At 64.5% G+C, this 21,902-nt stretch carries 26 protein-coding genes and 1 pseudogene; 13 read left to right on the top strand and 14 right to left on the bottom strand.

Translation table 11 applies throughout. The features are described 5' to 3' along the window. Positions 1 to 82: 82 nt before the first annotated feature. The 5 genes and pseudogenes from EN804_RS32465 to EN804_RS32485 form a co-directional block, all read right to left on the bottom strand. Positions 83 to 868 (bottom strand): DUF72 domain-containing protein, encoded by a 786-nt coding sequence (locus EN804_RS32465; protein WP_135922148.1) that lies wholly within the window; start codon positions 866 to 868, stop codon positions 83 to 85. Between the two features lie 70 nt (positions 869 to 938). Beyond that, positions 939 to 1,430, bottom strand: a complete 492-nt coding sequence (locus EN804_RS32470) for an SRPBCC domain-containing protein (protein ID WP_135863503.1) — start codon at positions 1,428 to 1,430, stop codon at positions 939 to 941. A 43-nt stretch (positions 1,431 to 1,473) separates the two neighbouring features. After that, on the bottom strand, positions 1,474 to 1,920 hold the full coding sequence (locus EN804_RS32475; protein ID WP_135922149.1) for an SRPBCC family protein: 447 nt from the start codon (positions 1,918 to 1,920) through the stop codon (positions 1,474 to 1,476). After that, positions 1,920 to 2,237, bottom strand: coding sequence for a helix-turn-helix domain-containing protein (locus tag EN804_RS32480; protein WP_135922150.1), 318 nt, complete (start codon positions 2,235 to 2,237; stop codon positions 1,920 to 1,922). Before EN804_RS32480 ends, EN804_RS32475 begins: the two co-directional genes overlap by 1 nt. A gap of 86 nt (positions 2,238 to 2,323) precedes the next feature. Beyond that, positions 2,324 to 2,748, bottom strand: a pseudogene (locus EN804_RS32485) (GNAT family N-acetyltransferase). Positions 2,749 to 2,901: 153 nt separating this feature from the next. On the opposite strand from EN804_RS32485, the gene leuD reads away from it, so the two are divergent. From leuD to leuB, 6 genes are all read left to right on the top strand, one after another. Further along, on the top strand, positions 2,902 to 3,507 hold the full coding sequence (leuD, locus tag EN804_RS32490) for a 3-isopropylmalate dehydratase small subunit (RefSeq protein WP_127276567.1): 606 nt from the start codon (positions 2,902 to 2,904) through the stop codon (positions 3,505 to 3,507). A gap of 54 nt (positions 3,508 to 3,561) precedes the next feature. Beyond that, positions 3,562 to 4,497, top strand: coding sequence for a hypothetical protein (locus tag EN804_RS32495; RefSeq protein WP_135922151.1), 936 nt, complete (start codon positions 3,562 to 3,564; stop codon positions 4,495 to 4,497). A gap of 314 nt (positions 4,498 to 4,811) precedes the next feature. Beyond that, a complete protein-coding gene (locus EN804_RS32500) occupies positions 4,812 to 5,819 on the top strand; it encodes a L,D-transpeptidase (protein ID WP_135922152.1) in 1,008 nt (335 codons plus the stop codon). Between the two features lie 204 nt (positions 5,820 to 6,023). After that, complete coding sequence (locus tag EN804_RS32505) at positions 6,024 to 6,407, top strand: RidA family protein (protein WP_127276581.1); 384 nt, start codon at positions 6,024 to 6,026, stop codon at positions 6,405 to 6,407. 13 nt (positions 6,408 to 6,420) lie between these two features. Continuing rightward, the gene (locus EN804_RS32510; protein WP_135922153.1) at positions 6,421 to 6,771 is read left to right on the top strand and encodes a VOC family protein; all 351 of its coding nucleotides are present in this window, start codon (positions 6,421 to 6,423) and stop codon (positions 6,769 to 6,771) included. A gap of 326 nt (positions 6,772 to 7,097) precedes the next feature. After that, positions 7,098 to 8,201, top strand: coding sequence for a 3-isopropylmalate dehydrogenase (gene leuB, locus EN804_RS32520; RefSeq protein ID WP_135922154.1), 1,104 nt, complete (start codon positions 7,098 to 7,100; stop codon positions 8,199 to 8,201). Between the two features lie 13 nt (positions 8,202 to 8,214). Here leuB and EN804_RS32525 read toward each other — a convergent pair whose 3' ends face one another. The 3 genes from EN804_RS32525 to EN804_RS32535 all read right to left on the bottom strand — a co-directional run bounded on the left by EN804_RS32525 (position 8,215) and on the right by EN804_RS32535 (position 9,959). Then, positions 8,215 to 8,670: a MarR family winged helix-turn-helix transcriptional regulator gene (locus EN804_RS32525; protein ID WP_135922155.1), complete on the bottom strand. Its 456-nt coding sequence runs from the start codon at positions 8,668 to 8,670 to the stop codon at positions 8,215 to 8,217. Further along, entirely contained in the window at positions 8,663 to 9,091 is a 429-nt protein-coding gene (locus EN804_RS32530) for a polyketide cyclase (RefSeq protein ID WP_135922156.1), read from the bottom strand. The genes EN804_RS32525 and EN804_RS32530 overlap by 8 nt, the downstream gene beginning before the upstream one ends. A 157-nt stretch (positions 9,092 to 9,248) precedes the next feature. Further along, a complete protein-coding gene (locus EN804_RS32535) occupies positions 9,249 to 9,959 on the bottom strand; it encodes a DUF805 domain-containing protein (protein ID WP_135922157.1) in 711 nt (236 codons plus the stop codon). A 137-nt stretch (positions 9,960 to 10,096) separates the two neighbouring features. On the opposite strand from EN804_RS32535, the gene EN804_RS32540 reads away from it, so the two are divergent. Next, positions 10,097 to 11,536, top strand: a complete 1,440-nt coding sequence (locus EN804_RS32540; RefSeq protein WP_135922158.1) for a glycosyltransferase — start codon at positions 10,097 to 10,099, stop codon at positions 11,534 to 11,536. A gap of 33 nt (positions 11,537 to 11,569) precedes the next feature. On the opposite strand, the gene EN804_RS32545 is transcribed toward EN804_RS32540, so the two are convergent. Beyond that, positions 11,570 to 13,438: a DEAD/DEAH box helicase gene (locus tag EN804_RS32545; protein ID WP_127872776.1), complete on the bottom strand. Its 1,869-nt coding sequence runs from the start codon at positions 13,436 to 13,438 to the stop codon at positions 11,570 to 11,572. Positions 13,439 to 13,836: 398 nt separating this feature from the next. Between EN804_RS32545 and EN804_RS38760 the strand changes: the two genes are divergently transcribed. The 3 genes from EN804_RS38760 (at position 13,837) to EN804_RS32560 (ending at position 15,728) form a co-directional block, all read left to right on the top strand. Beyond that, positions 13,837 to 13,971, top strand: a complete 135-nt coding sequence (locus tag EN804_RS38760; protein WP_281404934.1) for a hypothetical protein — start codon at positions 13,837 to 13,839, stop codon at positions 13,969 to 13,971. A gap of 107 nt (positions 13,972 to 14,078) precedes the next feature. Beyond that, entirely contained in the window at positions 14,079 to 15,113 is a 1,035-nt protein-coding gene (locus EN804_RS32555; RefSeq protein ID WP_127279020.1) for an aspartate-semialdehyde dehydrogenase, read from the top strand. A 162-nt stretch (positions 15,114 to 15,275) separates the two neighbouring features. Next, positions 15,276 to 15,728 (top strand): GNAT family N-acetyltransferase, encoded by a 453-nt coding sequence (locus EN804_RS32560; RefSeq protein WP_135922159.1) that lies wholly within the window; start codon positions 15,276 to 15,278, stop codon positions 15,726 to 15,728. 2 nt (positions 15,729 to 15,730) lie between these two features. On the opposite strand, the gene EN804_RS32565 is transcribed toward EN804_RS32560, so the two are convergent. Next, a complete protein-coding gene (locus tag EN804_RS32565; protein ID WP_135922160.1) occupies positions 15,731 to 16,138 on the bottom strand; it encodes an ACT domain-containing protein in 408 nt (135 codons plus the stop codon). Positions 16,139 to 16,315: 177 nt separating this feature from the next. Here EN804_RS32565 and EN804_RS32570 point away from each other — a divergent pair, with 177 nt between their 5' ends. The 3 genes from EN804_RS32570 to EN804_RS32580 all read left to right on the top strand — a co-directional run bounded on the left by EN804_RS32570 (position 16,316) and on the right by EN804_RS32580 (position 18,121). Beyond that, entirely contained in the window at positions 16,316 to 17,221 is a 906-nt protein-coding gene (locus EN804_RS32570) for a bestrophin family ion channel (RefSeq protein ID WP_127872780.1), read from the top strand. 103 nt (positions 17,222 to 17,324) lie between these two features. Next, complete coding sequence (locus EN804_RS32575; protein ID WP_135922161.1) at positions 17,325 to 17,735, top strand: DoxX family protein; 411 nt, start codon at positions 17,325 to 17,327, stop codon at positions 17,733 to 17,735. 122 nt (positions 17,736 to 17,857) lie between these two features. Continuing rightward, entirely contained in the window at positions 17,858 to 18,121 is a 264-nt protein-coding gene (locus EN804_RS32580; RefSeq protein ID WP_127279015.1) for a YMGG-like glycine zipper-containing protein, read from the top strand. A 76-nt stretch (positions 18,122 to 18,197) separates the two neighbouring features. Here EN804_RS32580 and rpsP read toward each other — a convergent pair whose 3' ends face one another. From rpsP to EN804_RS32600, 4 genes are all read right to left on the bottom strand, one after another. Next, positions 18,198 to 18,599 (bottom strand): 30S ribosomal protein S16, encoded by a 402-nt coding sequence (gene rpsP / locus EN804_RS32585; protein ID WP_127279014.1) that lies wholly within the window; start codon positions 18,597 to 18,599, stop codon positions 18,198 to 18,200. Between the two features lie 64 nt (positions 18,600 to 18,663). Beyond that, positions 18,664 to 19,005 carry a chorismate mutase gene (locus EN804_RS32590; RefSeq protein ID WP_135883770.1) on the bottom strand — a complete coding sequence of 114 codons (342 nt, stop codon included), beginning with the start codon at positions 19,003 to 19,005 and terminating at the stop codon, positions 18,664 to 18,666. Positions 19,006 to 19,013: 8 nt separating this feature from the next. Continuing rightward, positions 19,014 to 20,618 carry a signal recognition particle protein gene (ffh, locus tag EN804_RS32595; protein WP_135922162.1) on the bottom strand — a complete coding sequence of 535 codons (1,605 nt, stop codon included), beginning with the start codon at positions 20,616 to 20,618 and terminating at the stop codon, positions 19,014 to 19,016. A 292-nt stretch (positions 20,619 to 20,910) separates the two neighbouring features. After that, complete coding sequence (locus tag EN804_RS32600) at positions 20,911 to 21,864, bottom strand: type II CAAX endopeptidase family protein (protein WP_135922163.1); 954 nt, start codon at positions 21,862 to 21,864, stop codon at positions 20,911 to 20,913. Positions 21,865 to 21,902: the final 38 nt, after the last annotated feature.

The following is a 21,902-nucleotide window of genomic DNA, read 5'->3' on the forward strand; positions in this document are numbered from 1 at the left end:
CCGAAAGATTATGACCATCCTCAGCGCCATGCTTCGACACAACCAACCCTGGTATCCAGACAAAGCCTGAAAACACAGTTGCTCATCCGTCGCCTTCGGCGACACCTTCTCCCACAAGGGGAGAAGGAAGAAGCGTCTGGGCGATCGTCGATTCGACGGCAAGCGCGTTGCCCAGCGCATGGCCGGCGGCCGTGTTGTCGAAGATGCCCCAGACCTCGGCACCGAAAGCCGCCGCCGCCTCCATTTGCCGGCCAAATCTGGCGAGGCTATCGGCATCGTAGTCGGAGTAATAGGCGCGCGGCGCGCCGTGCCAGCGGAAATAGGCGAGGCCGGGCCAGCCTGCCGGCGCCGCAGCAGATGGCACCGGAGCGGGGTCGGCGGCGACACGCGCGATCCGGCGATCGGCCAGAAGCGCTTCAGCGTCGGCTTCGAACCAGCTGGGATGGCGCGGTTCGCAAACCAGCCTTGCTTGGGTTCGCTTGCCGACCATGTCGAAGAAACCGCTCGCGACATCCGGCTCGAAGGATAGGCTCGGAGGCAGCTGCACCAGAAGCACGCTCAGCTTTGCGCCGAGACCTTCGGCCTGCAGGAGAAAGCTCTCAAGGAGGTCGTCGCAGCCGGCGAGGCGGTGCTCATGGGTGATGGCCTTCGGCAGCTTGACGGCGAAGCGGAAGTGCTCCGGCACGGCGCGTGCCCAGCGCTCATAGGTCTCGCGGCGGTGCGGCTTGTAGAAGGATGTATTGATCTCGGCGACCGGAAAGTGCCGGGAATAGCGTTCGAGATGCGAACCGGGTTGTGGGAAGTCTTGGCCGTATCGTGTCGGAACGCCCCAACCGGCCGTGCCTATGAAACATGCCTGTTTTCCCATGTATGGGATGTGGGCCGGATGAGGTGTGGGTCAAGGCGGAGAGAGGCTACGCAAAGCAACGGCCCGCCGCTCACGCCGCGGCCAGTCTTCCAGCCTCGACATGTGCCTGCAGCCAGGCAAGCACCCGCGCCCAGCCCTCTGCATGTTCCGCCGCCGCTTCGTGCAGCCCGGCAAAACCGCCATGGCAGATGGTAAGGCGCGTGCCCCTGGCAACCGGCTGCAGCAGCCAGGCTACCGTGGTTTGCCGTCGGCCAAGCGCGGGATGGTCCCATGCATAGGCCCGCGTCTGGACGATCCGGCGCGGCGCCTCGATCTCGAGGAATTCGCCGCTGGCCGGCAGGTCCGTGCCGTCGGCCGTTCGGACAATAGCGGTCCAATGGCCGCCGACGCGCAGGTCGGCTGACCAGTCGACCATCCGTTCGGTGTCGGCCGACCCCCACCATTGCCCGATTTCCTCGCCGACCAGTGCCTCGAAGATGCGTTCCGGAGGCGCTTCGATCTCGGCCGATGCCATGACGGTGTCGCCATTGGTCATGCTCCGTACCCTGGGAGCGTGGATCATGGATGCCTCCACATCAAATTTGTTTCGTCGACGAAACGAGCCTTCAACCCTTTGATGGCGGACGCTCGAAGCCCTTGCCGGTCTCGAGCAGGCTCTTCAGGCTGGCCAGCACCAGCGGCCACCCCTTGGCGACGTTGCCGATCAGCCTGTGCGGCCCGTCCGCTTCATGGGTTACGGCAAGCTTCATCAGCTCGCCGTCCGGCTCGAAGGTGAAGGTGCAGCGCGTGTAGCCGTCTTCCCTGATCTCGGGCATCCATTCATTGCGCCATTTGATGACCAGGCGCCGCGGCGGATCGATCTCGAGGATCTCGCCGCTGTCGGCGACCCGCCCGTCGGGGAAGATCAGCTTCCAGCTGGAGCCCACCTTCCATTCGCTCTCCTGATAGGAGCAGAGGAAGAACTGCCGGTTGAACTCCGGGTCGGTCAACGCTTCCCAGAGCTTTTCGGCCGTGGTGCGAATATAGGTCACATAAACGAAGCTGTTGCTCATCAGTCTTCCCTTTCGAGGCGTTTCTTCAGGTCGCTGAGGGCAGTCAGCCGCCCCCGCTCGAATTTGCCAATCCAGCGGTCGGCGATCTCGTTGATCGGAACCGGGTTGAGGTAGTGCTCCTTCTCTCGACCCCGGCGGATGGTGGCGACGAGGTTTGCTTCCTCCAGGATCACCAGGTGCTTGGTCACCGCCTGGCGGGTCATGGCCATCTCGGCGCACAGCGCATTCAGCGTCTGCCCATTCCTGGCATGGAGGCTGTCCAGCAATTGCCGGCGTGTCGGGTCCGCCAGGGCGCGAAAGACTGCATCCATGCTCATTGCTCTAATATGCAACCATTTGGTTGCATGTCAAGCGGCAAGATCGCACGCCGTTGGCGACCGGATAGATCGCGGCAGATAAAGAATCAGCGCTTGCGGGAGATCCAGAAGGCGTCCGGCATGCGCTTCATGCCGATGCGTTCGTAGAAGCCGACGGCATCGGGCATCGAAATCAGGCTGATGGCGACCGACGTCCGAGCTGCCGGGCCACCTCGTCCATCAGGCCCTTGCCGATGCCAAGTCCCTGCGCCTTGGCCGATACGGCGAGGTCGGAGATGTAGCAGACCCAGGAAAAGTCGGTCAGGCAGCGGGCAACGCCAATCAGCGGCTTGCCTTCCATGTCGAGACGGGCGGTCACGATCAAATCGGCGCCCTCCAGCATCGCCTTCAGTCTGGCCTCGTCATCGACGGGCCTGACTTCGCCGAGGCCGGATTCGGCCAGCACGCGGCGGAACTGCGCGGTATCGAGGGATGCTTCGCGGGCGTAGAGGACGTGGGAGTTTTCTGCCATCACAGCCAGAGTGCACCATCGGGCGGTGAATTCGAAGCCGTTTCGTCGGCACCCTGGCGCCGGCGCGCACGAACAGCTGCCTTTTATTTGCCCGCGGCTTTGTGTAAACCGGGCTCCAGAAAATCCCCCGCAACGAAAACACGGGCCAAAGCCATGGAAAAATTCACCAAGCTCACCGGCGTCGCCGCCCCCATGCCGATCGTCAATGTCGACACCGACATGATCATCCCGAAGGATTATCTCAAGACGATCAAGCGTACAGGGCTTGGCACCGGCCTGTTTGCCGAGATGCGCTACAAGGACGACGGTTCGGAAAATCCGGACTTCGTGCTCAACAAGCCGGCCTACCGCAAGGCGCAGATCCTGGTCGCCGGCGACAATTTCGGCTGCGGCTCGAGCCGGGAGCACGCGCCATGGGCGCTGCTCGATTTCGGCATACGCTGCGTCATCTCGACCTCGTTCGCCGACATCTTCTACAACAACTGCTTCAAGAACGGCGTGCTGCCGATCACCGTCAGCCCCGAGGACCTGGAGAAGCTGATGGACGACGCCTCGCGCGGCTCCAACGCAACTCTGTCGGTCGATCTCGAAGCCAAGGAAATCCGTGGCCCGGACGGCGGCGTCGTGACCTTCGATCTCGACGACTTCAAGCGGCATTGCATGCTCAACGGGCTCGACGACATCGGCCTGACCATGGAAAAGGCCGGCGCCATCGCCTCGTTCGAGAAGAAGAACGCCGAACTGCGCCCCTGGGCCTGAGCAGCCGATAGGCCCGGCCTTTCCTGCCGGGCGGCGACTGAGGGAGGGACAGTCATGAGACACCAGCTTCTGGCCGGCGCCTGCGGGGTGGCCTTGTTGTTGGCACCCACCGCGTTTGCGCAAACCCAGACACAGACGCCCGCCGCGGAGCAGGCGCCGGCGGCCGAAAAGCCAGCCACCGACGAGGACACGGGAACGAACGCTGCCGACGCTTCCGAGGACGACAAGCAGGCGCCGATCCCGTTCGAAGGCGGCCAACTCACCATCACGCAGCCGGAGCAGGACGGCGAGAAGGTGCTGTCCTATGACGGCAAACAGCTGGCCAGCAACTATGACGTCTTTTTCGACAAGATCGTCAAGATCGGCGACGTCAATGTGGCGCTGGTCGATGTCGGCGATGGCGGCAACCAGTGCGGCCCGGCCAAGGTGATCGTCTGGAAGCCGGAGGGCGGCGCCATCCAGAGCATCACGGTCGAGCAGGACGAGTGCGGCGCGCCGCCCTCGGCGGTGTCCGACAACGCCATCTATTTCGTGCCGTATCTTTTGCCCGGCGATGAAAAGCCGGCTTTGCAATGGTCGCCAGCGAGCGGACTGACCATTTCGGGCAATCTGGCCTACATGCCGGAGCCCGGCACGGACTGGAAGGATATCGACCCGTCGAAATACGACAACATCATCGACGCCTTCCACAATGAGGCCGTCTACAAGGAAGCCCAGAAACTGCTCGGCAAGGACATGCCCGACATGGCGACCAGCCTGCTGGTCGGCGGCGGCACGGAAAAGACCGCATCGGGCGCCTTCTATGCCAGCGGCTGCGTACCGCATGATTGCGGCGGCAATGACGGCTTCATGGCGGTTGACCCGGCCAAGCACCAGCTCTACTTCGCCCGTCGCGGCGACAATGGCCAACCGAACGCCTGGCCGCCGGTGGCGACATGGCCGGCCGATGTGAAGAAAGCGCTGGACAAGGCGCTGGGGTCGGCGAACTAACCGGGGCATTTCCGGCGAAAACACGGCGCACTCCAGTCTCTGTCCCTTTGTTTCACGCAGCAGGCGAATCAGACGCCAAGCCGATCAAGCAGGTCAAATTCGCACCACATGCGGCCACCGCGGATGCCGACGCGCGGGACCGCGGTTTATACGCCGTTCTTTCCTTTGAGCGCCGCCGGTCACCGGCACGGAGATCAAGGATGGCCTTCTGCCCAACCAGACTCAACGGCGATATTCGCTGGGACAAATGGAACCAGATCGGCCGCGCGGCGTCATAGAAGCAGCTTCGCGCGGCAGTGCCTGGAGTAACATTGATGGTCAGTCTCGGTCTTCTGGCGCTTGTTTTGTTCGCCTTCGCGGCTGGCGCCACAGAGGCGGCAAAGCTGGACGCAGCCACCGTCAACAATGCTCAATTTGGCGACGCCGCAACGAAGGGCGTCGATGCGACCGTGCTGAAGGCACAGATCCTTTTGGATCGCGCGCGGTTCTCGCCGGGCCTCATTGACGGCCACCAGGCGGAGAACTTCACCAAGGCGGTGCGGGCATTTCAAGCGGCCAACGCTCTGCCCGCCGATGGCAAGCTCAACCGGGAGACCTGGGACAAGCTGGTAGCAACCTCGCAAGGCGGCACGGTTCTTGTGAACTACGAGCTGACGCGCAAGGACGTGCGTGGACCGTTTACCAAGCGCATTCCGGCCAGCATGGAAAGAATGGCTCACCTGCGCAGGCTCGGCTATCGCAGTTCGCTGGAACGGATCGCAGAGCGCTTCCACATCAGCGAACAATTGCTGCGAAGGCTCAACCCGGGCATCAGCTTCAGGACGGCGGGCGCAAAGTTGCTGGTGCCGGCTATCGCCCGAGACGATCCCGCCTCAGCCGTTGCCAGCCTCGAAGTCGACAAGGCCGCGCGCGAAGTTCGCGTTCTCGACGATTCCGGCAAAGTGGTTTCGGTCTACCCCGCCTCGATTGGAAGCGAAGAGAAGCCGGCGCCGAGCGGTGAGGCACAAGTCACACGCGTGGTCCACAAACCCACCTATCACTATGATCCCCACTTCGCCTTCAAGGGGGTGAGAACCAAAAGGCCCTTCACCATCGCTGCCGGACCCAACAATCCTGTCGGATCGGTCTGGATCGATCTGTCCATTGAAAGTTACGGGATTCACGGTACGCCCGAACCAGGCAAGATCGGGAAGACCTTCTCGCATGGTTGCATCAGGTTGACCAATTGGGATGCCGAAGATCTCGCCCTTGAGGTGCACAAAGGCACAAGGGTTGTCTTCACTGGAGAAACGGCTGGATCGGCCAAGGACCAACCCGGCTGACGCATGGCGGGCAATGCAGACCTCTGGGCCGGTGCCGGATAGGCGTCGTGGAATGCCGGATCATAGAGGCCGGCGTCGCCCGGCGTGCGCGCGATCGCGCGGCACGTCGACGCCACAGATACTGCACTGCCGATCCATTCGTATGGCCCATGGCAGGATCGGCGTTTTCGCCACAGAATGGTTGCAATCATGGCGAGGCTCCTCATGCGCAAACTCATCTCCACCGGCTCACCCTTCGAAAAGACCGCCGGCTATTCGCGTGCCGTGGTGCAGGGCGACTGGTGCTTCGTGTCCGGGACGACCGGCTATGATTATGCGACCATGACGATGCCGGAAACGGTCGAGGCGCAGACGCGTAACTGCCTGGCGACGATCGGCAAGGCGCTCGGGGATGGCGGCTTCGAAATGGCGGATGTGGTGCGGGCGCATTACTACATCACCGACCAGGCCTTCGTGGATGTCGTCTTCCCGATCCTCGGCGAGACGTTCGGCGACATCAGGCCGGCGGCGACGATGATCGTCTGCCAGCTGAACAAACCGGAAATGAAGATCGAGATCGAGGTGACGGCGCTGCGGCGTACGGCCTGAGGGGACCAAGGCGATGAAGGTCCGGCGCGTCGTGGCCAATATCGAGACACGGGACGCTGCGGCGGCCAGCCGTTTCTACCACGATGTGCTCGGCCTCGATCTGCTCATGGACCAGGGCTGGATCGCCACCTACGGCTCCGGGGAGACGATGCAGGTGCAGGTCAGCTTCATGGCGCAAGGCGGGTCCGGCACGCCGGTGCCGGACCTGTCGATCGAAGTCGACGATGTCGATGCGGCGCTCGAAGCGATGCAGGCCGCCGGTTTCGCCATCGAATATGGGCCTGCCGACGAACCCTGGGGCGTGCGGCGCTTCTATGTGCGCGATCCCCTCGGCCGGCTGGTCAACATTCTCTCGCATCGGTGATGGCATCTTCCATGGGGCAGTAACTTGGGCATCCCGGCGGGGCAGCGCCCCCCTCTGCCCTGCCGGGCATCTCCCCCACGAGGGGGGAGATCGGCAGCTTTGCTAACGGCGCTATCTGTAAACGCCTGACATTTGCGAAGGCCGATATGATAGCCAATGTCCCCCCTCGTGGGGGAGATGTCCGGCAGGACAGAGGGGGGGCGCGAAGGATCGCCGATGGTGCCCTTGTTCGCATCGCGGCGTTCTCCCTCCCGTTACGGCTTGCGCTGCAACCACTTGGCGTTTAGCAAGGCCGCGGTTCAAATCTTTCTGGGACGGTTTTCTCCATGGCAACGAAGCATCTTTTCCTGCTCCCCGGCGACGGCATCGGCCCCGAGGCCATGGCCGAGGTCAAGAAGCTGATCGCGGCGATGAACGAAAAGCTCGGCAGCGGCTTCGTCACCGATGAGGGCCTTGTCGGCGGCTGTGCCTACGATGCGCATGGCGCGGCGATCTCCGATGCCGACATGGAAAAGGCGATGGCGGCGGACGCGGTGCTGTTCGGTGCCGTCGGCGGGCCGAAGTGGGATGCGGTGCCTTACGAGGTGCGCCCCGAGGCCGGGCTCTTGCGCCTGCGCAAGGACATGGAGCTGTTCGCCAATCTCAGGCCCGCAATCTGCTATCCGGCGCTGGCGGCATCTTCCTCGTTGAAGCAGGAAGTGGTCGAAGGCCTCGACATCCTCATCGTGCGCGAGCTGACCGGCGGCGTCTATTTCGGCGAGCCCAAGCAGATCATCGATCTCGGCAACGGCCAGAAGCGCGGCATCGACACGCAGGTCTACGACACGTTCGAGATCGAGCGCATTTCGGGCGTCGCTTTCGAGCTGGCGCGGACCCGCAAGAACCACGTCACCTCAATGGAAAAGCGCAACGTCATGAAGTCTGGCGTGCTGTGGAACGAAGTCGTCACCCAGACCCACAAGGCGCGCTATTCCGACGTCAAGCTCGACCATATGCTGGCGGACGCCGGCGGCATGCAGCTGGTGCGCTGGCCAAAGCAGTTCGATGTCATCGTCACCGACAATCTGTTCGGCGACATGCTGTCCGACATCGCCGCCATGCTGACCGGCTCGATCGGCATGCTGCCGTCGGCTTCGCTCGGCGCGCCTGATGCCAAGACCAAGAAGCGCAAGGCGCTGTACGAGCCGGTGCACGGCTCGGCGCCCGACATTGCCGGCAAGGGCATCGCCAACCCGATCGCCATGATCGCCTCCTTCGCCATGTGCCTGCGCTATTCCTTCGGCATGGTCGATGAAGCCGACAAGCTCGAAGCTTCAATCGCCGCCGTGCTCGACCAGGGCCTGCGCACCAAGGATATCTTCTCGCCCGGCATGACCGAGGTCGGTACGGTCGCGATGGGCGACGCGATTATCGCCAAGTTCCTGGCGTAACGCTCGTTCGGCCTCAGCGGATCTCGCCGGCAAGCTGACGCAGCATGCCGACGAGCTGGGCCTCGTCCACCGGTTCGAAAAACGCCGCGTCGGCGGCCTCGACGGCGACAATGGCGCGCTGTGCGGCGGCGGCCCCGGCTGATGTGACGCGGATGACCTTGGCCCGGGAATCCCGGGGATCGGCCTCGCGTGCGATCAATCCCTTGGCTTCCAGCCGGGCGACGACATCCGACGTCATCTTCACCTCGGTGCCGGCCTGGGCGGCGAGTTGCACCTGGTTGGGGGCCTCGCCATCGCGGCCGAGCCACATCGCCGATGCCAGCAGCACGAACTGGACATGGGTCAGGTCGAGGGGGGCGAGTGCCGCCGTCATGACGCGCTGCCAGCGCATGCTGGTTCGCCAGAGCAGCAACCCGGGGCTCTCCGAAGGTCCGCTGAAGCGGGTGTTCAAATCCTGACCGTCAGCCATTTTTCGCCAACGCCTCCGCTTGCTCGAACAGCCTGGCCATCGAGACGTCGAAATCGCCACTGATCTGCGGCCCGAGTTCCGGGCCGACCTCGGCGGCCGAAGGGCCCGAGATATCGAGCCGGTGCGTCACCTGCGTGCCGCCTTCGACCGGCACCAGCGTGTGCCGGAACAGCAGCGTCGTGTCGCCGAACGAGGTTTCGTCGGCATAGGTCACGTTGTCGACGAGATCGACGATGACCGATTCGAACGTGTCCTGACCGACCGGTGTCACCGAGACGCGAGTGCCCTTGGCGAACGGCCCGTGCAGCACGAAGGTGTCGGAGCCCTCATAGGTCAGGCGGCCTTCATGCAATGCCTTGAGCGCGTTCCAGATGGCTTGCGCCGGAAGCGGGGAAGTCGCGGTGTATTCGTTGGTCCACATCGTCTTGCTCCATCCGTTTTGCCTGATCGATCATTCGATCCGTGCACAGACTATCTGTGCACGGACTAAATGGCAAGAAAAATCTTCCGCCGTGATGACCTCCGGCCCACCGGTGGGATCCTGGAGCGACTTAATCCTCCGCAATATGCACGCTGGGCTAGATTCTGACCCCCGCCGGTACCGGTCCCCACTGGTTTTCCCGCGCCTGGGTCGGGATCAGCGCGAAGACCAGGATGATCAGGCTGCCGATGCTCGGAATGAGGATCAGCAGATAGAGCCAGCCCGACAGGCCGATGTCGTGCAGCCGCCGTACGGTCATGCCGAGGCCGGGCAGGAACGTCGCCAGCAGGAAGGTGCCGCACAGGCCGACCGTGACCGCCGCCGAGACGTCGGAGTCGAAATTGCCCATTTCGATATCGGTGAAGATGCCGATGCCGAAGATGATCAGCAGGCAGACCACCCAGAACAGGCAGTAGCCCCAATATTCCTTGCGACGGGCGCGGCCGGCGAAGTTGAAGTAGTTCTGCGTCAGTCCACGCCAGAAATAGCCCCAGAGATCACTGGGTTCGGTTGGCTCGGACATCCGGCCGAAATGCTGCGCGTGCGATGCGGCGGCCGCGGGTGCGGGGCCAGCTTGAGCCGGTGCGGTGCCTGTGGCGGCGTCGGTGGCCGGGTTTGCGGCCTGGGCGGCGATCGAGAAAACGTCGCGCGCCTGACCACCGCCTGCCTGGAACTCGACCACCGTGCCTTTGGGCATGGGGGTCTGCCGGCGCAGGTTCTCGCGGGCGAAGGTGTAGCGGCTGCCGTCGGCTCCGGTGATGAAGCCGAAGCCCTGATCCTCGTCATAGTGGAGCACTTCGCCGCGCATCGCCCACCCCCTTGTCGCCACGTCCCTGCCAAGATGTGGCACAGGGCCGAGCCGATGGGCAAGCCGCCCGTGGCTACCGCCTTCGCGGCAAATGAAGCATAAGACATCGAGTGCAACCGTTTTGGCCAAGGCAGACAATGACAGTCGAACGTTCCGATGCCGGCGCGATGACCGCGGATGGCGAGGTGACCATGCCACCGGGACGGGTCTCTCTGGCCATCGACGCCACCGGGCTGATGTTCTGGCCGGCCGGCAAGGGCCTGGCGGGCATTCCGCGCGTGGAGAGCTTTCTCGTCAACGCGGCGCTGGCGGATCCCGATCCTTGTGTGGAGGTGGTGGCGTTCAGGCCGAACGAGGGCAAGTTTCGGCCGCTTGCCCCCTATGAACTGGATCACGTCGCGGCTGGCCGGATTTCCCCGCACCGCCTCAAACGGTGGCCGGGAAGACGCACGGCCCTGTCGCAGGCTTTGGCTGCGGTGAGGCAGCAGCCATGGAACAAGCGCGAGACGGACCGTCATCTTGCCAAGACGGTGACGAACGGCCGCAAAGGGGTCGCCTACCAGGCGACGCGGCTGCTGATCCGCGCCTATCGTCTGTATCAGCGAGCACGGATCCGGTTGGGCGCGGAGCCCGATGCACCGGGCCAGAGCGCCGAGGCGGAGCCGGGCCTCGTGCTGATCAGCCATCATGTCCTGACCCAGCAAGACCGGTCCGCGGTTGCAAGCGCCGCAGGCAAGCTTGCCTTGCTTTGCCACGATCTCATCCCGGCGCTGCGCCCGGACCTGGTCGGTTCGGGCATCGGCGAAACCCGTTTCGGCTCTTATCTCGAGCAGTTGGTGCGCAGCGGCGCGCCGGCGTTCTGCGCTTCCGAAGAGGTTGGCGCGACGCTGACCGATCACATGCGCAAGGCCGGCGTCGCCGCGCCGGTGGTGTACCGGTTTCCGATGCCTTCGATCTTGCACGAAACCGCTTCGCGCATGGGCGCGACCTCGCGCATCGAGACCGGCGAACCGTTCGTCATCTATTGTTCGACCATCGAAGTGCGCAAGAACCACATCCTGCTGGCCCGGATCTGGCAGCAGGCACTGGAAGAAGGCGTAAAACTGCCGCGGCTTGTCTGCGCCGGGCGCTGGGGCTGGATGATCGAGCCGCTGCGCGCCTATCTCGCGGCGCATCCCGAGCTGCTCCAGTCGGTCACGTTCACCGGGCTGGTCAGCGACGAGGATCTCATCGGCTATTATCGCAGCGCTGCTTTCGGCGTCTTTCCCTCGCACATAGAGGGCTGGGGCTACGGCGCTTCGGAATGCCTCGATTTCGGCGTTCCGGTCATCGTCTCGACCGCGCCGTCGCTGATCGAGGCGACCGGCGGAATGATGCCGGCGATCGACCCCGACGACCAGGCCGGCTGGTACGCTGCGATCCGCAAAATGGCGGAAGACCATGCCTGGCGATCCGCGCTGTCAGGGCGCATCGCCCAAAACCACCGGCCGGCGCCGGCATCGGCAAGCTGGGCCGCCATCAAGGCCGGCCTGAAGGAGAGCGCGGCCCGCCAGCATTCCGAGACTGCCGCACCCTGACGCGAAATCAGCGGCCCCGCCATCGCGTCGGTCTTACGACGGTCGCTTCTTCGTCTTCTTGTGCTTCGGCGCGCCGGTATTTTCGAATTTCGGCTTGTTGGGTTTTTTCGCCCACGGCTTTGCCTCATGCGCGGCGGCCGGGCGCTGGTCGACCGAGGCCGGAGCACGCTTGTCGAATTTGCGCTTCGGCGCGTTCGGATCGAACGGCGCCTTGCCGCGATGCGGCTTCTTGTCCGGGCTCGGCGGCTGATAGCCGGCCCGCGACAGGTCCGGCGTGCCGTCCAGCCGCTTCACCAGGATGGTGCCCTGCAATTTGCGGTCGGGGCCGATTGCCGCCACGAACCGGTCCGCCCAGTCGGCGGCGATCTGCACGAACGTCTCTTCCGGCTGCATCTTGATGGCGCCGATCTCGCGCTTCGAGATGCTGCCCGCACGGCACAGCATCGGGATCAGCCAGCGCGGCTCGGCATTCTGCCGGCGCCCCACCGAGAGCGAGAACCAGACGCTGGCGCCGAAATCGTCCCGGCGGCTGGGCGCCTCGTCGCGGTGCGCGAACTTCTCGCCCGCCAGTCTTTCGCGCGAAGGTGTGAACGGCGCGACGTCCATGAGGTCCTCGGGCGCCGAGCGGCTGGAGCGGCACTGGCGCACGAAGGCGGCCGCCACCTGTTCGGCACCGTGCCTGGCGAGCAGCGCGTCGATGAATGCACGCTCGTCATCCTTCACCGGTTCGTCGAAAGCCGGATCGGCAAGGATGCGCTCGTCGTCGCGCCGCATCACGTCGTCGGCCGAGGGCGGGCTCGCCCATGTCGCCGTCAGCTTGGCGCTTTGCAGCAGCCGCTCGGTGCGCCTGCGGGCGCTGCCCGGCACAATCAGTGCGCTGACGCCCTTGCGCCCGGCACGCCCGGTGCGGCCGCTGCGGTGCAGGAGCGTTTCCGGATTGGTCGGCAGGTCGGCGTGAATCACCAGCTCGAGGTTGGGCAGGTCGATGCCGCGCGCCGCGACATCAGTGGCGATGCAGACTTTGGCGCGGCCGTCGCGCATCGCCTGCAGCGCGTGGCTGCGTTCGTTCTGGCTGAGCTCGCCCGAAAGCGCCACGACCGAAAAATTGCGGTTGTTGAAGCGCGCGGTCAGATGGTTGACGGCGGCGCGGGTGTTGCAGAACACCAGCGCGTTCTTGGCCTCGTAGAAGCGCAGAACGTTGATGATGGCGTTCTCGCGGTCGGCCTGGGCGACATTCAGCGCCCGGTACTCGATGTCGAGATGCTGCTTTTCCTCGCCGGCGGCCGAGATGCGTACGGCATCGCGCTGATAGCCCTGGGCGAGCGTGGCGATGGAGCGCGGCACGGTGGCCGAGAACATCAGCGTGCGACGGTCGGCCGGCGCGGCGTCGAGGATGAATTCGAGGTCTTCGCGAAAGCCAAGATCGAGCATCTCGTCGGCCTCGTCGAGAACCACGGCCTTGAGCGTCGACATGTCGAGCGAATTGCGGGTGATGTGGTCGCGCAGCCTGCCGGGCGTACCGACGACGATATGGGCGCCGCGCTCCAGCGCGCGCCGTTCGGTGCGCATGTCCATGCCGCCGACGCAGGACGCCACCGTGGCGCCGGTCGGCTCGTAGAGCCATTCGAGCTCGCGCGTCACCTGCAGCGCCAGCTCGCGCGTCGGCGCCACCGCCAATGCCAGCGGCGCCGCGGCCGGGCCGAACCGTTCCGCGCCGTCGAGCAGCGTCGGCGCCATGGCAAGGCCGAAGGCCACGGTCTTGCCCGAGCCGGTCTGGGCCGACACCAGCGCGTCGGCCTGGCCGAGTTCCAGTACCGCCTTCTGCACCGGCGTCAGGTCGGAATAGCCGCGTTTTTCCAGCGCTTGGGCCAGCGCGGGAACAATACCATCGAAGTTGGACATCTCGTTCTTTCGGAATTCAGGGTTCTGCGCTCATCATGGAGCACATGACGGGGCTGGCGCCGCGCCAGCCGAACAATCTTGGCCGTTCGTACTTCCTGCCGCCCTTCTTGTACAGGGTGCTGCGTAGCACGGCGATTGGCGAAACCGCTGGAGGGAGCGCCCCTCTCCCCGTCACTATACGGGGAGAGGATGCCGGCAGGCAGGTGAGGGGCGGCGCGAATGCTGATAGGTAAGGCGAGGAGGCTCACTCCGGACGAGCTATCTGCCAACGTCAGCGCCGCCCCTCATCCTCCCTTCGGGCACCTTCTCCCCGTATAGTGACGGGGAGAAGGAAGGGCGCCCCAATTGACTCTTTATCGAAACCGCGTAAAAGCCCGCTTCGAACGGGATCGTTTTCGATGCGCGGCCTTTTGATGGCTCATCTTGCATTCGATGCCCCCAGCCTCAATGCGAACCATTGGGCCGGGCGTGTCGGCGCGTCCGCTCGTTCCAGCAAAACCATGGCCAAAAAAACCACCACCAAAACGGTGTGATTCCCTTGGCCTAACCACCCTCTCCCGGGTCCGGCCCGGGGGACGGAACCCGCACTTGGCCGGCGGGTTTTCTCCAAAAACCAAGCGGAGAGGGACAGGAGATTTCTATGAGTTTCAAGGTTGCAGTCGTCGGCGCCACGGGCAATGTGGGCCGGGAAATGCTCAACATACTGGAAGAGCGCGGCTTTCCGGTCAGCGAAGTCGTGGCGCTGGCCTCGCGGCGAAGCATGGGCACGGAAGTGTCGTTCGGTGACCGCACGCTGAAGGTCAGGCCGCTCGACCAGTATGATTTTTCCGACACGGACATCTGTATCATGTCGGCCGGCGGCAATGTCTCCAAGGAATGGTCGCCGAAGATCGGCAAGCAGGGCTGCGTCGTCATCGATAATTCGTCGGCCTTCCGCTACGACCAGGACGTGCCGCTGATCGTGCCGGAAGTGAATCCGGACGCGATCTCGCTGTTCACGCGCAAGAACATCATCGCCAACCCGAACTGCTCGACGGCGCAGCTCGTCGTGGCGCTGAAGCCGCTGCATGACGCCGCCACCATCAAGCGCGTCGTCGTCGCCACCTACCAGTCGGTGTCGGGCGCCGGCAAGGAAGGCATGGACGAACTGTTCACGCAGACACGCGCGGTGTTCGTCGCCGACCAGGTCGACGTCAAGAAGTTCACCAAGCGCATCGCCTTCAATGTCATTCCGCATATCGATGTCTTCCTCGACGACGGTTCCACCAAGGAAGAATGGAAGATGGTCGCCGAGACCAAGAAGATGCTCGACCCCAAGATCAAGCTGACGGCGACCTGCGTGCGCGTGCCGGTGTTCATCGGCCATTCGGAAGCGGTCAACATCGAGTTCGAAAAGCCGATCACCGCCGACGAGGCGCGCGACATCCTGCGCGAGGCGCCGGGCTGCCAGGTCTTGGACAAGCGCGAGGACGGCGGCTACATCACGCCGCTCGAATCGGCCGGCGAGGACGCCACCTTCATCTCGCGCATCCGTGAGGATTCGACCATCGACAACGGCCTGTCGATGTGGATCGTCTCCGACAATCTGCGCAAGGGCGCGGCCCTGAACGCGGTGCAGATCGCCGAGCTGCTGGTCGAGCGCGGCCTGATCCAGCCGAAGAAGAAGGCGGCATAATTTTTCGCTCACGGGCCGCACCGCCGCTGCCGCGGCTGGCCCTCCGCGGGGGCGCCGGACGACCGCTGCCCGCGGTCGCGGGCTCGGCCTTCGGCCGTTAGCTCCCTTCTCCCCGTTCACGGGGAGAAGGTGCCCGAAGGGCGGATGAGGGGCCGGGCCGGGATGTCCAATTTTCCTGAAGTCTTGCTGCGAGCGGCCACCGCTTCCGATGCCGCCGCCATCGCCAAGACCATGCGCGCGTCGCTCAACGCGTTCGACTGGATGCCAGTGTTGCACACACCGGAGGAAGACCTTTTCTTCGTCCGTGATATCGTGTTGCCCAACCAGCAGGTCACGGTCGCTGAGGACGGCGCCGACATTGTCGGCTTCATCGCCGTCATCGGCGATTGGGTGGAACAGCTCTATCTCGACCCGGCATCGACCGGGCAAGGCATCGGCCGCCGGCTGCTGATGGACGCGACCGCCGCGCTGCCTCAAGTCAAACTCCATTGCTTCCAGGCCAATACCGGCGCCCGGCGGTTCTATGAGCGTCATGGGTTCCAGGCGAAGGCATTCGGCGATGGCACGACCAACGAGGAAGGGTTGCCGGACATTCTTTATGTCCGCAGGCGCTGATTTCAGGTCGCGCTGTCCTCCGCCAGCCTTAGCAACAATGCCATCGCCTCTTCCGCCCGCTCGGCCGGCACGAACAGATGGTCGTGATAGAAAGCCGAGACCGGATTGACGCCCATGCCGGCGGCGGCGAGGCGCGCGGTGATGGCGGCAAGGAAGCCGACCGCTTCCAGCGAGGAGTGGATGTTCAGCGTGATCATCCGGCAGCGGAACGAGGCCGCCAGCCCCATCGTCCGGGCGGCTTCCTCGGTCACGATCAGGGTCGTGCCTTCGCGCTCGCGAAACACCATCACCGGCTCCAGGCCTTCGGGCTGCGCAACGCCGGGCTCCAGCGTGGCAAAGACATAGGTGCCATCAAGCAATTCCGGCGTCATCGACGCCAACAGAGTCCTCAGATCGGTCTCGCCGGTCATTTTTCTCGCCTGTATCGGGAGGGCCGCAGGTTTCTCAATATCCGTAACCAGCACACACCGGTAGTCCGCACACCGTATGGACGACATGACGACGTCGCTGGCGGCTGAGCTTGCGCATCTGGCGCATCGCACAATAGAGGATCTGAGGGCCGACGCCGGCCCGTGAAAGGCCCCCCAATGATCGTCCGTCCGCGCCCCACCTTCCTGCAGCTGTTCTTCATCATGCGCGGCTCGGTGGTGCCACGCATCCTGCCGCAGATTTTCGGCTTCGCGATCTATTCGGTCGTCATCCTCGTCGTGGCGCGCTGGTTCCAGCTCGATCTCGGCGTCTTCAACATCACACCCTTCGGCTTGGTCGGCGTCACCTTGTCGATCTATCTGTCGTTTCGCAACAACGCCGCCTATGACCGCTGGTGGGAGGCGCGCAAGCTGTGGGGCGCGCTGGTCTTCGAAATCCGCAATCTGGCCCGCGCCACGACCAGCCTCATCCCCGATCGGACCGAGCAACGCGCCCTGCTGATGGAGGCGTTGGCCTTCTGTCATTTCCTGCGCGGCCAGTTGCGCAGGATCGACAGCGTCAAGGACGTCCGTGCCTTCATCGAGGCAGAAGCCGAGACGGCGGCGCGTTTCGCCAATCCGGCGGACGAGATGGTCAGGCGCATGGGCCGCCGCGCCAACGCGCAGCGCCAAATTGGCGAGTTCGACACGATTGGTTTCCGCATCCTGGATGAGAGGCTGGCATCAATCACCGCCATCCAGGCCGGCTGCGAGCGGATCGCCGGCACGCCCTTGCCCTTCGCCTACACGCTGCTGGTCCACCGCACGGCCTACATCGTGTGCCTGCTGTTGCCGATCGGCCTGATCTCGACCACCGGCTGGGCGACGCCATTGTTCACCGCGCTGATCGCCTACACCTTCTTCGGCCTCGACGCGCTTTCGGAAGAACTCGAGGATCCGTTCGGCACCGAAGCCAACGACCTCGCGCTCGACGGCCTGTGCCGGGTCTGTGAAATCTCTGTGTTCGAGGCCCTGGGCGAAACGCCGCCAAAGATGCTGCCGGCCGAAAAGTTTTACTTCTCGTAGGGCCGCATCGTCAAAGAATCCGGACACTTGTCGGACCGACGCCTCACGGCACGTCCTTGGTTCGACCCCGCTGAAAAGGGGCTAACCAACCGGAGGGAAACCAATGAGCATTTCCGAAATCGCGCCCGTCTCATCCGGCGCCTTGTGGACCGGCCGCGTGCTCAGCGGCCTCATCGTCCTGTTCATGATCTTCGACGGCGCCATCAAGTTGCCGCCGCTCGATATCGTCACCCAGACGATGGTGCCGCTCGGCTGGCCGGCCGACGCCAACGTCGCGCGCCTGCTGGGTGTTATCGGCCTGGTCTCGACCGCGCTCTACGCACTGCCGCGCACCTCCGTGCTCGGCGCCATCCTGCTCACCGCCTATATGGGCGGCGCCATCGCCACCAATGCGCGTATCGGCAATCCGCTGTTTTCGCACACGCTGTTCGGCGTTTATCTCGGCATCATCCTGTGGGGCGGCCTCTATCTGCGCGATCCCAGGGTGCGCGCTCTGATCCCGCTCAGCCGATAGCGGTTCCGCGCCACCCGCTGCTGGCTGCCGTGGCGATCTTGATTCTCTCGGGATCAAATTAGCCGCCTGAGAGTTAAGCCCTTGGCGGCGAGACGGCGACCCGCATGTGAGAGGAACGACAAATGAAGAAAATCCTGACCATTCTGGTGCTGACGACGGCGCTCGGCGCCTGTTCGCAAACGGAGAAAGGCGCGGCCGTCGGTGGCCTTGGCGGTGCCGCGGTCGGCGCAGCGGTGGCTGGTGACCCGGTGCAGGGCGCAGTCGTCGGCGGCGCTGTCGGCGCGGTGGCCGGGGCGCTGATCGGCCATGCCAGCGAAAGCGGCCAATGCCGGTACCGCGACCGCTACGGTCGCACCTATGTCGATCGCTGCCCAAGCGGCTATTGATCGGCGACCAAGATTGAACACAGCAAAACGGCGGGCACAGGCCCGCCGTTCTGTTTCCGCAAGGAATAGGAAGCGATTACTCCGCCGTGGCGGCTTCCGCTTCGGCCGGTGCGGCAGTGGCCGCGGCGACGGCGGCAGCGGCGTCTTCCTGCGCCTTCTTCAGCAGCGCGGCGCGCTCCTGCGCCTTCTTGCCCGGCTCGGCCTTCTTCGGGTTGGAGCGGGCTTCGCGCTTGGCAAGGCCGGCTTCATCGAGGAAGCGCAGCACGCGGTCGGTCGGCTGGGCGCCGTGCGACAGCCAATGCTTGACGCGGTCGGCGTCGACCTTGATGCGCTCGCCGTCCTTCGGCAGCAGCGGATTCCACGAGCCGAGCGACTCGATGAACCGGCCGTCGCGGGGCGAACGGGCGTCGGCGACGACGACGTGGTAGTAAGGACGCTTCTTCGAGCCCGCACGGGCCAGTCGGATCTTCAGTGCCATTTTCTTTTCTCCTAAAAGCTCTGATTTCGTTGATTAATCGAGGCTGGTCATCAGCCGGTTTTCGTCACGCCGTTGGCAGCGCGTTTTTTGACCCGCCGCTGCTCGAAGCGGCGATCTGTTCGTGGTGGCGGATCACTTCGCGGACGACGAAGTTGAGGAATTTCTCCGCGAAATCGGGGTCGAGATGCGCGTCATGCGCCAGCTGGCGGAGACGCGCGATCTGCTGCTGCTCGCGCGCCGGGTCGGCTGGCGGCAGGCCATGCTCGGCCTTGAGCACGCCGACCGCCTTGGTGCAGCGGAAGCGCTCGGCCAGCATATGGATGAGGGCTGCATCGATGTTGTCGATCGAGGCGCGGTAGCCGGCCAGGATGATGCGGGCGTCGGCCATGTCCTTTTCTTCGTTCATCCTTGTCCTCACTTCTTCTTGCCCAGACCCGGCAGACCGCCACCGCCGCCAAGGCCGGGCAGCCCCGGAAGTTTCATGCCGCCGGGCAAGCCCGGCAGGCCAGCGCCGCCCGGGGCGGGCAAGCCCTTCATGCCGCCGAGGCCGGCGGCCTGCGCCTGCTTCTGCAAGGCTTCGAGCTGCTTGGGGTCCATCTTCGACAGATCGGGGATGCCGCCGCCCATCATGCCGCCCATGCCACCAGGCATCATGCCGCCGAGGCCCATCTTGGAGGCAAGACCGCCCATCATGCCGCGCATCAAGCCGCCGCCTTTGCCCTTGCCGCCCATCGCCTTCATCATGTCGGCCATGCCGCGATGCATCTTGAGCAGCTTGTTGATCTCGGCGGCATCGGTGCCGGAGCCGGCGGCGATGCGCTTCTTGCGCGAGTGTTTCAGCATGTCGGGATTGGCGCGCTCGGCCTTGGTCATCGAGGAGATGATGGCGAGCTGGCGGCCGAACATCTTGTCGTCGAGACCGGCGGCGGCCATCTGGTCCTTCATCTTGCCCATGCCGGGCATCATGCCCATGATGCCGCCCATGCCGCCCATTTTCGACATCTGCTGAAGCTGCTGGGCAAGGTCGTTCAGGTCGAACTTGCCCGACTGCATCTTCTTGGCCATCGCCGCCGCCTGCTCGGCGTCGATGTTTTCCGCCGCCTTCTCGACGAGCGAGACGATGTCGCCCATGCCCAGGATGCGGTCGGCGATGCGCTTGGGGTGGAATTCCTCCAGCCCGTCCATCTTCTCGCCGGTGCCGATCAGCTTGATCGGCTTGCCGGTGACGGCGCGCATCGAAAGCGCGGCGCCGCCACGGCCGTCGCCGTCCATACGGGTCAGCACCAGGCCGGTGATGCCGACGCGCTCGTCGAAGCTTTTCGCCAGGTTGACGGCGTCCTGGCCGGTCAGGGAGTCGGCGACCAGCAGGATTTCGTGCGGGCTCGACACCTTCTTGATGTCGGCCATCTCGACCATCAGCGGCTCGTCGATATGGGTGCGGCCGGCGGTGTCGAGGATGACGACGTCATGGCCGCCGAGCTTGGCCGCCTGCACGGCGCGCTTGGCGATATCGAGCGGGTTCTGGCCTGATATCACAGGCAGCGTCGCGACCTTGACCTGCTCGCCGAGCTGGCGCAGCTGCTCCTGCGCGGCGGGGCGCCGCGTGTCGAGCGAGGCCATCAGGACCTTCTTGTTCTGCCGCTCGGTCAGGCGCTTGGCGATCTTGGCCGAAGTCGTCGTCTTGCCGGAGCCCTGCAGGCCGACCATCATGACGACGACCGGGGCCGGCGCGTTGAGGTCTATGGCGACGCCCTCGGCGCCGAGCATGTCGACCAGCTCGTCATGGACGATCTTGACGACCATCTGTCCCGGCTTGATCGACTTCAGCACCGCCGCGCCGACGGCCTTCTCGCGCACCTTGTCGGTGAAGGAACGCACCACTTCCAGCGCCACGTCGGCCTCGAGCAGCGCACGGCGCACCTCGCGCAACGCCGCCGAGACATCCGCCTCCGACAGCGCGCCGCGGCCGGTCAGGCCGTTCAGGATGGAGCCAAGGCGCTCCTGCAGCGATTCAAACATCTTGCTTCCTTCGATCCCGGTTCATTCGATCCGAGAGGTAATGCGTTCGCGCCCAGTCTCCAAGCAAAAGCCAGTCCAAGCAAAAGCCCAAAACCAAAAAGCACCCGGGGGCGCACAGCGCTGCCGGGTGTTGGCCTCCAGGATCTGTTTACAGCACTTGGCCTCAAAGAGGCTTCGGCGTCCTGGTCGGCTTGCTCGGAGGGATACTCGTCGCGGAATTCGAGGGCTGTAGACAGGAAATCGGCGCGAGAGTCAAGGCAAGGCCCGCGTCACGCCGTTTCCCGGGCCGCGATCAGGCCGCACGCGCGCCGTCCGTAACCTCGGCCGTAACCCTCAGCGGCGAGCGCGGATGCAGCAGCAAGACAATCGTCAGCAGGCTGCAGGCGATGCCGATGAGGGCAATGAGAATGGCATCCGACATCATCCAGCCCGGCCCTTCGAGCGGCTTGGCGGTGAACAAGGCGAAGGAATTGTAGCTCTCCTGATGCGAGATCAGCAGGAAGCCGGTCAGGTTGTTGCCGAGATGAACGCCAAGTGCCGCGCCGAGATTGCCGGTGGCATAGACCACGAGCGTCAGAAGCAGCGCGAAAGCGGCGATCGAGACCAGGACGCAGGCGTTGATGGCGGCCGAGGAGCCGCCGCTCCAGTGCAGCGAGGTGAACAGCAGGCCGGGCAGCAGCCCCCAGATGAAAGGGTTGCGGAACCGGTTGGCCAGGCCGCGCAGCAGGTAGCCACGAAACAGCACCTCTTCCGACGAGGTCTGCAGCACGACGAGCGCGACGATCGGGATCGCGAACAACAGCCAGGACGACAGGCTGATCGTGCCGCGAACGATCCCCGGCTCCAGCAAATAGAGCAGGATTTCGGACAAAGCCGAGGTGATCAGCACCGCGATCAGCCCCTTGAGGAAGCCCGGTCGCGATACGCGGCGGCCAGTGCCGAGGAGGGCCGACAGCGGCTCGCCATGCACCCAGCGCATGGCGATCCACAGGCCGATCCAGATACCGGCGAAAGAGGTGAGCGCGCTGAGGATGCCGACGGGCGAAGCAAGGAAGCCCTCCATGCCGTATGGCGAAGCCGCCGCCTGCCAGGCGAAGTAAACATGGCTGCCGCCGAACAGCACCGCCGCGGTCGTGGCGCCCCAGAACGGGACGACGATCAGCGTTCCCAGCAACAGGCGTGGCAAGGTCGTCCTGGCGTTCGGGGTGTTGCGATAGCGCTCGAAGGCGGTGTCGTCGATTGTCACGCTTGTCCTCGATCCCAATCCATAGCTGCTTGATCTAG

Origin of the sequence: Mesorhizobium sp. M8A.F.Ca.ET.161.01.1.1, from assembly GCF_004792105.1 — a bacterium.
In the GTDB taxonomy this organism is placed as follows: Bacteria; Pseudomonadota; Alphaproteobacteria; order Rhizobiales; family Rhizobiaceae; genus Mesorhizobium.

Coding starts and splice junctions, on each gene's coding strand:
- EN804_RS32535 (WP_135922157.1), bottom strand. CDS start 9,959: ATGCGCGGCGAAGTGCTCCACTATGACGAGGATCAGGGCTTCGGCTTC.
- EN804_RS32495 (WP_135922151.1), top strand. CDS start 3,562: ATGAGACACCAGCTTCTGGCCGGCGCCTGCGGGGTGGCCTTGTTGTTG.
- EN804_RS32475 (WP_135922149.1), bottom strand. CDS start 1,920: ATGAGCAACAGCTTCGTTTATGTGACCTATATTCGCACCACGGCCGAA.
- EN804_RS32575 (WP_135922161.1), top strand. CDS start 17,325: ATGAGCATTTCCGAAATCGCGCCCGTCTCATCCGGCGCCTTGTGGACC.
- EN804_RS32480 (WP_135922150.1), bottom strand. CDS start 2,237: ATGAGCATGGATGCAGTCTTTCGCGCCCTGGCGGACCCGACACGCCGG.
- EN804_RS32470 (WP_135863503.1), bottom strand. CDS start 1,430: ATGATCCACGCTCCCAGGGTACGGAGCATGACCAATGGCGACACCGTC.
- EN804_RS32530 (WP_135922156.1), bottom strand. CDS start 9,091: ATGTGGACCAACGAATACACCGCGACTTCCCCGCTTCCGGCGCAAGCC.
- EN804_RS38760 (WP_281404934.1), top strand. CDS start 13,837: ATGCGCGGCCTTTTGATGGCTCATCTTGCATTCGATGCCCCCAGCCTC.
- EN804_RS32500 (WP_135922152.1), top strand. CDS start 4,812: ATGGTCAGTCTCGGTCTTCTGGCGCTTGTTTTGTTCGCCTTCGCGGCT.
- EN804_RS32555 (WP_127279020.1), top strand. CDS start 14,079: ATGAGTTTCAAGGTTGCAGTCGTCGGCGCCACGGGCAATGTGGGCCGG.
- EN804_RS32510 (WP_135922153.1), top strand. CDS start 6,421: ATGAAGGTCCGGCGCGTCGTGGCCAATATCGAGACACGGGACGCTGCG.
- EN804_RS32465 (WP_135922148.1), bottom strand. CDS start 868: ATGGGAAAACAGGCATGTTTCATAGGCACGGCCGGTTGGGGCGTTCCG.
- leuB (WP_135922154.1), top strand. CDS start 7,098: ATGGCAACGAAGCATCTTTTCCTGCTCCCCGGCGACGGCATCGGCCCC.
- ffh (WP_135922162.1), bottom strand. CDS start 20,618: ATGTTTGAATCGCTGCAGGAGCGCCTTGGCTCCATCCTGAACGGCCTG.
- EN804_RS32590 (WP_135883770.1), bottom strand. CDS start 19,005: ATGAACGAAGAAAAGGACATGGCCGACGCCCGCATCATCCTGGCCGGC.
- EN804_RS32560 (WP_135922159.1), top strand. CDS start 15,276: ATGTCCAATTTTCCTGAAGTCTTGCTGCGAGCGGCCACCGCTTCCGAT.
- EN804_RS32580 (WP_127279015.1), top strand. CDS start 17,858: ATGAAGAAAATCCTGACCATTCTGGTGCTGACGACGGCGCTCGGCGCC.
- leuD (WP_127276567.1), top strand. CDS start 2,902: ATGGAAAAATTCACCAAGCTCACCGGCGTCGCCGCCCCCATGCCGATC.
- EN804_RS32545 (WP_127872776.1), bottom strand. CDS start 13,438: ATGTCCAACTTCGATGGTATTGTTCCCGCGCTGGCCCAAGCGCTGGAA.
- EN804_RS32570 (WP_127872780.1), top strand. CDS start 16,316: ATGATCGTCCGTCCGCGCCCCACCTTCCTGCAGCTGTTCTTCATCATG.
- EN804_RS32565 (WP_135922160.1), bottom strand. CDS start 16,138: ATGACCGGCGAGACCGATCTGAGGACTCTGTTGGCGTCGATGACGCCG.
- EN804_RS32505 (WP_127276581.1), top strand. CDS start 6,024: ATGCGCAAACTCATCTCCACCGGCTCACCCTTCGAAAAGACCGCCGGC.
- EN804_RS32540 (WP_135922158.1), top strand. CDS start 10,097: ATGACAGTCGAACGTTCCGATGCCGGCGCGATGACCGCGGATGGCGAG.
- EN804_RS32525 (WP_135922155.1), bottom strand. CDS start 8,670: ATGGCTGACGGTCAGGATTTGAACACCCGCTTCAGCGGACCTTCGGAG.
- rpsP (WP_127279014.1), bottom strand. CDS start 18,599: ATGGCACTGAAGATCCGACTGGCCCGTGCGGGCTCGAAGAAGCGTCCT.